This is a genomic window from Hydrogenivirga sp. 128-5-R1-1, assembly GCF_000171895.1.
Genome location: NZ_ABHJ01000441.1, coordinates 1 through 1225, shown reverse-complemented (window position 1 = coordinate 1225; position 1225 = coordinate 1). Strand labels below are relative to the sequence as shown.

The 1225-nt window shown below is 35.1% G+C and carries 2 pseudogenes; both read right to left on the bottom strand.

Annotated elements, in window-relative coordinates:
- Nucleotides 1-1039 (bottom strand): annotated as a pseudogene (locus tag HG1285_RS00855) (ferredoxin--nitrite reductase); the annotation flags it as partial.
- Nucleotides 1024-1225, bottom strand: a pseudogene (locus tag HG1285_RS20085) (hypothetical protein); the annotation flags it as partial. The pseudogenes HG1285_RS20085 and HG1285_RS00855, both read right to left, overlap by 16 nt.

Here is a 1225-nt window from a genome sequence, read left to right as displayed (position 1 = left end):
CTGATTTCTCCATTTCCAAACTCTTTGAAGCTTCTACTGCTTCTATCATTGCAGAACCAGAAAATATCCCGGAAGGAACTACCATATGCACAGCATAACTTCCGTCTTTTAGTTTTATCTTTCCAATTTTTTCTCCGCCTTCTAACTGGGTTAAAGTTGTACCTGCTTTTTTAAAATCCCTTCCTGCTTCCTGTTTTACAGCATTTATAATTTCTTCCATTCCAACAGCGTCAATCATATATTTAAGTCTGTTTTTATTCCTGCTGTCTTTAAAACCGTACTTTTTAAATATCTTTGCCAGAGCTTCAAAAAAGGGGGGAACTTCGTCCCCAGGGAGAAACACGTCAGCAGACTTAGCAACAGCCCCCACTTTCCCTCCCAGATATACGTTGAACCCAAACTCCCCATCTTTTTCCGCCAGTACAAAACAAGCATCATGTCCGTAAATATTACATCTGTTTGAATAAGAGCCGTTTATTCCAATGTTAAATTTTCTTGGCAGTTTACATATCCATTCTTCTTTTTTGAGGAAAACTTCCTGCAACTTAAGCAAAATATCCCATGTCTCAATCACATTATCAAATGCAAGCCCATCAAGAGGGTCTTGGACTATATTTCTAAAGTTATCTACACCTGTTTGAAAAGTGGTAATTCCAACGCTTTCAAGCTCTTTTAATACAGTTGGTAGGTTTTCAATAGTTATAAATCTTAGTTCTACCTGCATTCTTGTTGTAAGGTCTATATAGTCATTCCCATACTTTTGAGCTACCTCGCCTAATTTTTTTGCTTGTTGGTACGTTAGTTTTCCGCCTGGTATTCTAACCCGTATCATAAATTTTTCAGGAGTTGCAGGACGATAAAACACTCCAAAACATTTAAAGAAATAACTCAAATCGTGCTCAGGTATAGAAGAAAACCCATTTTTTGCATAGTACTCTAACTTTTCCCATGCTTCTTGTGGAGTGTGCTCCTGTTTTAGCTTTTCTATTTTGTTAATTCTTTTATTTCTTTCCTGTGAAACTTTTATAAGCTTATCCATTCTTTCTCTCCAGTTTTAATTTCTAAAATTACATTTTTGTAATTTGGAAGTTTGTTGTGAAGATTAACTACTTCTCCAAAAACTATTACAGCTGGTTTTTCTGCTTTTTTAGAAAGTTTTTCTATATCTTTAAATTTGCCTACAATAACTTTTTGATTTTTCCTTGAAGCATTGCTTATTACAGCA